General features: G+C 73.5%; 6 protein-coding genes. 2 read left to right on the top strand and 4 right to left on the bottom strand.

The window, feature by feature from the left end; all coding sequences use genetic code 11:
* Window positions 1–1,608, bottom strand: a 1,608-nt coding sequence (locus IFT36_RS13955; RefSeq protein WP_200413430.1) for a TM0106 family RecB-like putative nuclease, incomplete at its 3' end; no start/stop codon positions are given.
* Between the two features lie 76 nt (window positions 1,609–1,684).
* Complete coding sequence (locus tag IFT36_RS13950; protein WP_123570750.1) at window positions 1,685–2,302, bottom strand: helix-turn-helix domain-containing protein; 618 nt, start codon at window positions 2,300–2,302, stop codon at window positions 1,685–1,687.
* Between the two features lie 80 nt (window positions 2,303–2,382).
* Between IFT36_RS13950 and IFT36_RS13945 the strand changes: the two genes are divergently transcribed.
* Together IFT36_RS13945 and IFT36_RS13940 are read left to right on the top strand one after the other, a co-directional pair.
* Window positions 2,383–3,402 carry an FAD-dependent oxidoreductase gene (locus IFT36_RS13945; protein WP_200413429.1) on the top strand — a complete coding sequence of 340 codons (1,020 nt, stop codon included), beginning with the start codon at window positions 2,383–2,385 and terminating at the stop codon, window positions 3,400–3,402.
* Entirely contained in the window at window positions 3,399–4,112 is a 714-nt protein-coding gene (locus tag IFT36_RS13940) for a class I SAM-dependent methyltransferase (protein ID WP_200413428.1), read from the top strand. Before IFT36_RS13945 ends, IFT36_RS13940 begins: the two co-directional genes overlap by 4 nt.
* 123 nt (window positions 4,113–4,235) lie before the next feature.
* On the opposite strand, the gene IFT36_RS13935 is transcribed toward IFT36_RS13940, so the two are convergent.
* Together IFT36_RS13935 and IFT36_RS13930 are read right to left on the bottom strand one after the other, a co-directional pair.
* The gene (locus tag IFT36_RS13935) at window positions 4,236–7,379 is read right to left on the bottom strand and encodes a glycoside hydrolase family 2 TIM barrel-domain containing protein (protein WP_200413427.1); all 3,144 of its coding nucleotides are present in this window, start codon (window positions 7,377–7,379) and stop codon (window positions 4,236–4,238) included.
* On the bottom strand, window positions 7,376–8,275 hold a 900-nt coding region (locus IFT36_RS13930; RefSeq protein WP_249408643.1), incomplete at its 5' end, for a carbohydrate ABC transporter permease. The genes IFT36_RS13930 and IFT36_RS13935, both read right to left, overlap by 4 nt.

The raw sequence follows: 8,275 nt of genomic DNA, 5'->3' as shown, positions 1-8,275 counted from the left end.
GGCGACCGGGTTCGGCTCGCGGGGCACGCGGGCGAGCTCGAGCGGGTCGGGCGCGGTCGGGCCGTCGGGGTCGTCGCCCCGGGTGCCGTGCCGGTCGGCCAGCTCGAGCAACCAGTCGCGCAGCCGCAGGGTCGACCGGCAGTCGTACTCGTTGTAGTCGCGGACCTCGTCGAGCATCAGGTCACCCCGCGCCACGTCGCCCGTGGTGCGTTCGGCGATGGCGTCGACGTACATCGTGATGCTGGCGGTGGCCGTCTTGACGTCGCTCTGCCGGAGGTCGTCACCCATGTAGAGCGGCTCGAGCTTCTTGAGCGAGTAGCTGTGCGACCCGACGAGCAACGCCTGCCGCACGACCGGGTAGAGGTCGACGAGCACGCCGTCGCGGAGCAGGTCGTCGACCGCGTCCTCGCCGACGCCGTGGCGGGCCGCCAGCGAGAGCAGGTGGCTGCGCTCGTACGAGGCGTAGTGGTACACGTGCAGGTCGGGGAATCGCCGGCGACGCTCGGCGAGGTAGTCGAGGAAGTCGATCAGCGCCTGCCGCTCGCCCACGAAGTCGTGCGCCCAGAAGGCCCGGAAGGTGCCGTCGGCCTCGACCAGCCCGAAGAGGTAGTCGAGGCCCCAGGCCCGCCCGTCGCCCTCGGTGTAGAGCGGGTCGCCCTCGAAGTCGAAGAAGACGTCGCCGGCGTCGGGCCGCGGCATCGTCCGCAGGGCGTCGGCGTCGACGACCTCGACCGCGGGCGCGCCGGTGTGGTCGCGCTCGGTGGCGAGCTGCACCCGGGCCTGCCCCCGCAGGCGGGCGAGGGCCGTCGCCCCGATGCCGGCGACGGGCCCGTCCGACCCGGCGAGCTCGTCGATCGTGGCGACGCCGGCCAGGTGCAGCCGCTGACGTTGCTCGCCGCGCAGGCCGGCGACGAGCACGAGGTCGCGGTGCTCGTCGACCTGGGCCTGGCAGGCCGTGCAGCGCCCGCAGGCGGTGACGCCCGGGTCGCCCCAGGCGAGCGGCCCCTCGGCGGCGAGCCGCTCGGCGAGGGCGGCCCGCAGCCGGTCACGCTGGACCCGGTAGACCGGCAGCACGTCGGCGACGTCGTGCACGCTCTCGCTGCCGTCGCCGAGCACGAGGCGCACGGTGTCGGCCGACGGCAGCTCGAGCGCCCGGATCTGGTCGGTGTAGGCCGCGACCTGCAGCAGGGCGGGGATCTTCGCGTGGCGGGCGAGCTTGGTGTCGTAGACCTCGTAGGTGCCGTCGTCGGTGCGCACCACGAAGTCGCTGAAGCCGATGAACGATCCGTCGAAGAACGTCGCCTGGAAGAGCACGTCGGCCCCGGAGGCCATGGCGAGCCGCGCCTCCTCGGCGGCCGCCGCGTAGCCCGACGGGGCCGGACGGTCGAACTCGACGACGTCACGGGTCGCCCGCAGCGCCTCGAGGTACCGGAGCTCGTGCGCGTCGCCGAGCCGGGCCGTGCGGTCGAGCATGTCGTCGGACGCGTCGGCGACGGCGTCGACCCGACCGAGCTTCGCGTCGAGCCGTCGGAGGAACGACCACTCGCACGCGGCCCAGGTCGTCAGGTCGGACGGGCTGGTGACCACCCGGTCGTCGTCGAGGTACACGCGGACTCCTTCTGTCGGGACGCGGCCTGGACGCCCGCCCCGAGCCTAGGAGGCGCCACCGACACCCCGGGACGCCTCACGCGGGCGAGCCGGGCGCGGTCCGCAGGTGCAGCCGCTCCCCCTGCCGACCGAACAGGCTGAGCACCTCGACGGCCCGGTCGTCGGCCCGGCCGAACCAGTGGGGTGTGCGCGTGTCGAACTCGGCCGCCTCGCCCGCGGGCAGCACGAGGTCGAGGTCGCCCAGCACGAGCCGGATGCGTCCGCGCAGCACGTACAGCCAGTCGTAGCCCTCGTGCGTGCGGAGCACGGGTTCGCTCCGAGGCGAGTCCGCAGGAATCACCATCTTGAAGGCCTGGATCGCGCCGCCCCCGCGCGAGAGCGGCACGACCGTCATGCCGTGCTGTTGCCGGGGCTTGAGGTGCACGCGGGGGTCGCCGGTCTCGGGCGCGCCGACGAGGTCGTCGAGCGGAACCCCGTGCTCGCGGGCGAGCGGCAACAGCTGTTCGAGGGTGGGCCGCCGGAGCCCGGACTCGAGCCGGGACAGGGTGCTGACCGAGATGCCGGTCCGCTCCCCCAGTTCGGCGAGGGTCACGCCGCGCCGCGCGCGCAGGGCACGGAGGCGCGGGCCGACCGCGGCGAGGACGTCGTCGGTGCTCGGGGCGTCGGCACCGGGGGCGTTCGTGGGGTGGTCCATGCCGGTCATCTTGCCACTTCGGCAACTTGGATTGCCAGCCCGACGATCCAGGTCGCAGGATCGGGTCAGGAGGTCACACCATGAACCAGAACACCCACCCGGTCGACGCCGTCCACGCCGTCGTCCACGACGTCGTCGTGATCGGCGGCGGTGCCGCCGGACTCAGCGGCGCCCTGTCGCTCGTCCGCGCCCGCCGCACCGTGCTCGTCGTCGACGACGACCGGGCCCGCAACGCTCCCGCCGAGGGCGTCCACGCGTTCCTCACCCGCGACGGCGTCGCCCCGCGCGAGCTCACCCGCCTCGGTCGCGCCGAGGTCGGGGCGTACGGAGGCGCGATCACGTCGGGCACCGTGACCGGCGTCCGTCGCGACGACGACCCCGTCGCCCCCTTCGTCGTGACCGTCACCGGCAGGGGTGGTGACGCGTCCGAGGTGCGCGCCCGGCGCCTCCTGGTGACGTCCGGCCTCGTCGACGAGCTGCCCGCAGTCGACGGCCTCGCCGAGCGCTGGGGCCGCGACGCCGTGCACTGCCCGTACTGCCACGGCTGGGAGGTGCAGGACCGCGTGATCGGCGTGCTGGCCACGAGCCCGTTCGCGATGCACCAGGCCCTGCTCTTCGGGCAGTGGAGCCGCGAGATCGTCCTGTTCACCAACGCCTCGTTCACCCCCGACGACGAGCAGGCCGAGCAGTTGCGGGCCCGCGGGGTCACCGTGGTCGACGGCCCGGTCGCGCGCCTCCGGGTCGAGGACGACGCCCTCACCGGCGTGACGCTCGACGACGGTCGCACGGTCGACGTCGGCGCCCTGGCCGTCATGGCCCGGGTGCGCTCGCGGGCGGACTTCCTCGCCGACCTCGGGCTCGAGGCGACCGAGCACCCCGCCGGCGTCGGCACCCACCTCGCCACGATCGAGCCGCTCACCGGCCGATCGGCCGTGCCGGGGGTCTGGCTCGCCGGCAACGTCACCGAGCCGATGGCGCAGGTCGTCGCGGCGGCCGCGGCGGGCACGATGGCCGGCGCAGCGATCAACATGGACCTGGTGACGGACGAGGTCGCGGCGGCCGTCGCCGCCCTGCGCACCGGGGAGAGGATCGACGCATGAGCGAGGCGGAGCGAGGGCAGCAGCAGCACCACCACGAGCACGAGCAGGAGCAAGAGCGACACGGGAACGGGCACGCCCACCCCGTCTTCGACCGCGACTACTGGGAGGACCGCTACGGGCAGCCCGGCCGCGCCTGGAGCGGACGCCCCAACGCCGCCCTCGTCGCCGAGGTCGCCCAGCTGGCCCCCGGTCGCGCACTCGACGTCGGCAGCGGCGAGGGCGGCGACGCCCTCTGGCTCGCCTCGCGGGGCTGGCGGGTCACGGGCGTCGACATCTCGCAGAACGCCCTCGACAAGGCGGCCGCGCTCGCCCGCGAGCAGGAGGACGTCGACCCGGCCCACCTCACCTGGCAGCAGGCGGACCTGACGGAGTGGAGCCCGACCCGCGCCTCCTTCGACCTCGTCACGGCGCACTTCATGCACCTGCCGCCCACGGACCGCGAGCGGCTGTTCCCGGCACTGGCCGACGGCGTGGCACCGGGCGGCACCCTGCTGATCGTCGGCCACGACGTCGACGCCCTGCCGGGCGGCGCCGGGAAGCACGGCGACCCGGGCATGCTCTTCACCGTCGGCGAGGTGGTCGGCAGGCTCTCCCCCGACTCGTGGCGGGTCGACGTCGCCGAGGTGCGCCCGCGTGACATGACGGGCCCCGACGGGGAGGTCTGGCACGTGGCCGACGTGGTCGTCCGCGCCACGCGCCGGGACGGCTGAGGTCGGCGCCGCCCGGGCGGCACGCGGACGCGGCCGCACGCAGGACGGGCGGGTCCGTCCGGCACGGGCGTCCTGAGACGCCCGCCCGGTACGGACCCGCCCGTCCTCGGCGGGGTCGGCCCGCTACAGCGCGCTGAACTTCAGGCGCAGCTGGTGGGCGCCCGGACGCAGCACGTGCCTCGACGCGACGTCCGGCCCGCACGCCCGCGACCCGACGCCGTGCTGGGCGGCGTCGAGGTACAGGTGGGTGCGCTCACTCGCGGGCAGCTCGTGCGGGTGTTCGGCCACGCCGATCTGCTGGGCCGTGTGGCGGCTCAGTGTGAAGCCGGGTCGTCCACCCGTGGCGCTCGGCACCGCCTCCACGCGCAGCCACGGCTGACCGGCGGGGCCGAGGTCGAGCGTGCGCAGGTCGCTGCGGTGCCCCGTCTCCTGTGGGCGGGCGTACCCGGCCGACAGGTCGTCGATGCCCGACTCGTAGCGACCGACGAACGCCGAGTGACGGCTGTCGGGGTAGGACTCGCGCGGACCGGTGCCGAACCACGAGGCGTGGTCGACGTCGCCCGGCAGGTCGAAGCGCACGCCGACGCGGGGCCAGACCATGTCCCACCACCCCGTCGGGACGATGTCGACCGACAGCCAGAGGTCGTCACCGACGAGCTGCCACTGCTCGTCGGTCGTCACGGCGTTGCGCGTGTCGGCCGCGGCGTAGCGCGTCCGCACCCGGACCGAGTCCGGCGCGACGCTCACCGACTCGACGCGCGCGGTGAGCCGGTCGAGCCCGGCGAGCAGCCAGGTGTCCTGCGAGCTGGGCAGCACGCCGACCTCGTACAGGTCGACGCGGTGGCGGTTGCGCATCACGTCGCGGTCGCGGTCCTTCGGCGTCAGCCACTCGCCGCGGTCGTTGTCGGTCGGCGCGCGCCACAGCTCGAGACGGGCGCCGTCGACCGGCCGTCCGGCCAGCGAGACCAGCCGTCCGTCGTCGAAGACGGCCGGACCGAGCTCGACGCGCCCCGAGGAGGCGCGGGCCACGCGAACGCGCACGTCGCCCACGACTGCGGGGCGCGGTGTCGCGACCCGCACCGGTGCCGGCGTGAGGTCGAGCTGCTGGGTCGAGAGCACGTGACCCGCGTCCGCCCACACGGTGGCGTCGGCGAGCTCGGCGGTGACCGTGAACCACGTCTCGCCGGTGCCCGACACGGGCACCTCGGGCAGCGGGACGACGACCGTCTCGTGGGCGGCCAGGGCGCCGCCGTCGAGGCCGACCACGTCGAGCGTGCCCGAGCGCACCTCCTCGCCGTCGTGTGACGCGACCCAGCGGAAGACGACGTCGGAGGCGCTCGCCGAATGCCGCAGGTTCGACACGACGAGCCCCGGTCGACCGTCGACGGTGGGCGTCTCGAAGCGCAGGCGGATCGGGGCAACGACCTGGGCCCACTCGTACAGGCCCGGTGACGGGGTGTCGTCGCTCAGCACCATGCCATCCATGACGAAGTTGCCGTCGTGGACGACCTCGCCGAAGTCGCCGCCGTAGCCGAAGTACTCGACGCCGTCGGCCGTGTGCGTGCGCAGGCCGTGGTCCCGCCACTCCCAGACGAAGCCGCCGTGCAGGCGCGGGTAGGCGTCGACCAGGTCTTCGTACTCGTCGATCGCGCCGGGGCCGTTGCCCATCGCGTGGACGTACTCGCAGAGCAGGAACGGCTTCGAGCGCTGACGCGCTGCCTCGGCCGGCGTGCAGCCCAGCAGCGGGACGGACTCGTCGCCCGAGCCGATGGCGCGCGTCTCGTCGATCCACGAGTACATGCGCGAGTAGACGTCGGTGTAGGCGCCCGTGTAGTCGCCCTCGTAGTGCACGGGACGGCCGCCGTCCCGGGCGTGGGTCCACGCCGCCATGGCCGCGAGGTTGTGGCCCGTGCCCGCCTCGTTGCCGAGCGACCAGAGGACGATGCTCGGGTGGTTCTTGTCGCGCTCGACGGTGCGCACCATGCGGTCGACGTAGGCGTCGTGCCAGTCCGGGTCGTCGCTGGGGTTGCCGATCCACTCCTGGCGTTCGAAGGCGTGCGTCTCGAGGTCGCACTCGAGGACGACCCAGAAGCCCAGCTCGTCGGCGAGGTCGAGGAGGCGCGGGTGCGGCGGGTAGTGCGACGTGCGGATCGCGTTCACGTTGAACCGCTTCATCTGGGCGAGGTCGCGGCGCGACCACTCCTCGTCGAAGACGCGGCCACGGTCGGGGTGGGTCTCGTGGCGGTTGACGCCGTGGAACACGACGCGGCGGCCGTTGACCTCGAACTGGTCGCCCACGATGCGGACCGTGCGGAAGCCGAGGCGCAGCGAGACGGTCTCGGCGCCGCCCGCGCTCGAGACGGTCGCGTCGTAGAGGCGCGGGGTCTCGGCGGACCACGGCTCGACCGCGTCGAGCGCGACGGGCGCGACGTCGGCCGGGGTGGCCCAGGTCACCTCGACGCCGAGCTGGGGCACCGAGAGGGTGACCGGGTAGGCGGCCTCGCCGGCGGTGATCTCGGGGACGATCGCCGCGCCTCCTTCGCCCTGACCGGCCGTGCCGTGGAACGGCGTCTGCAGCCAGACGTCGTCGAGGCCGCCGACCGGGCGGGCCTGCAGCGTGACGCTGCGGAAGATGCCGGGCAGCCACCACTGGTCCTGATCTTCGACGTAGCTCGACGCCGACCACTGGTGCACGCGCACCGCGATCACGTTCTCGCCCGGGTGCAGGGCGTCGGTGACGTCGAACTCCTGGGCGAGGCGGCTGCCGACGCCCATGCCGATCTCGACGCCGTTCAGCCACACCACGTAGCGCGACTCGACGCCGTCGAACCGCAGCAGCACGCGCTCGGCGCCGTCGAAGGACGACGGCAGCTCGAACGTCCGGCGGTGGTCGCCGGTCGGGTTCGCGTCGGGCACGAAGGGCGGCTCGGTCGGGAACGGGAACTGCACGTTGGTGTAGATCGGGGCGCCGCGCGAACCGTCACCGCCGAGCACCCAGTGCGACGGCACCTCGATCTCGCCCCAGGACGACTCGTCGAGGTCGACCGCGCCGACGCCGTCGACGGGCTCGCCCTCGGGCAGCACGCCGCGGCCGCCCAGCGTGCCGGGGGCGCCGGGCAGCAGACGGAACGACCAGGTGCCGTCGAGGGACAGCGTCGGGGCGTCGGTGTGCAGCCACGACCGCGCCGGTGTGCGGGCACCCTGACCCGGGCCGGTGTCGGTGAGGTAGTCGGCGGAGACGGTGGACGGTGTGGTGCTGGGGGTCACTTGACGCTTCCTTCGGTGAGGCCGCCGCGCCAGAAGCGCTGGAGGACGACCATGGCGATGACCAGCGGGATGATCGACAGCAGCACGCCGCCGGTCGTCAGCTGGTAGAACTCGGGCAGGCGGTCGGTCTGGCTGAGCCAGTTGTTGAGGCCGAGCGTGACGGGGAACTTGTCCACGTCGCTCAGCATGACCAGGGGCAGGAAGTAGTTGTTCCAGATGCCCACGAGCTGGAACAGGAACACCGTGACGAGCGCCGGGGTGAGGATGCGCAGTCCCAGGGTGTGGAAGATGCGAAGCTCGCTGGCGCCGTCGAGGCGGGCGGCCTCCATGAGCGACGTGTCGACCGTGGCCTGCGCGTAGATGCGGCAGAGGAACAGGCCGAACGGCGACACGAGCGACGGCAGCAGCACGCTCCAGTAGGTGTTGGCGATGCCCATCTGGCTGAACAGCAGGAAGAGGGGCAGGGCCGTGGCGGTGCCGGGCACGAGCACGCCGCCGAGGATCGTGCCGAAGACGACGTTGCGTCCGCGGAACTCGTACTTGGCGAGCGCGTAGCCGCCGGCCGCGGCGAAGTACGTCGCGATCAGGGCTCCCACGCCGGCGTAGAGCACCGAGTTGAGCACCCACCGCACGAAGATGCCGTCGCCGTAGGTCAGCACCTGGCCGAGGTTGTCCCAGAGCGAGAAGGTCGGGGCGAACCAGAAGCCGAACGTGCCGAACAGGTCGGGCGTGGTCTTGGTCGCCGCGACGACGACCCAGTAGACCGGCACCAGGAAGTACAGCGCCACCACGACCAGGACGGCCGTGACGATGATGGTGGACGCCTTCGAGCGTCCGGCCGTGCGGTCGGGGCCGGCGCTCCGGGCGCGGCGGCGGGCGGGCTTCTCGGCGCCGCG

This window comes from Frigoribacterium sp. CFBP 13605, assembly GCF_014839405.1.
In the GTDB taxonomy this organism is placed as follows: Bacteria; Actinomycetota; Actinomycetes; order Actinomycetales; family Microbacteriaceae; genus Frigoribacterium.
This window is presented reverse-complemented; position numbering and strand designations above follow the sequence as displayed.

Coding starts and splice junctions, on each gene's coding strand:
- IFT36_RS13950 (WP_123570750.1), bottom strand. CDS start 2,302: ATGGACCACCCCACGAACGCCCCCGGTGCCGACGCCCCGAGCACCGAC.
- IFT36_RS13945 (WP_200413429.1), top strand. CDS start 2,383: ATGAACCAGAACACCCACCCGGTCGACGCCGTCCACGCCGTCGTCCAC.
- IFT36_RS13940 (WP_200413428.1), top strand. CDS start 3,399: ATGAGCGAGGCGGAGCGAGGGCAGCAGCAGCACCACCACGAGCACGAG.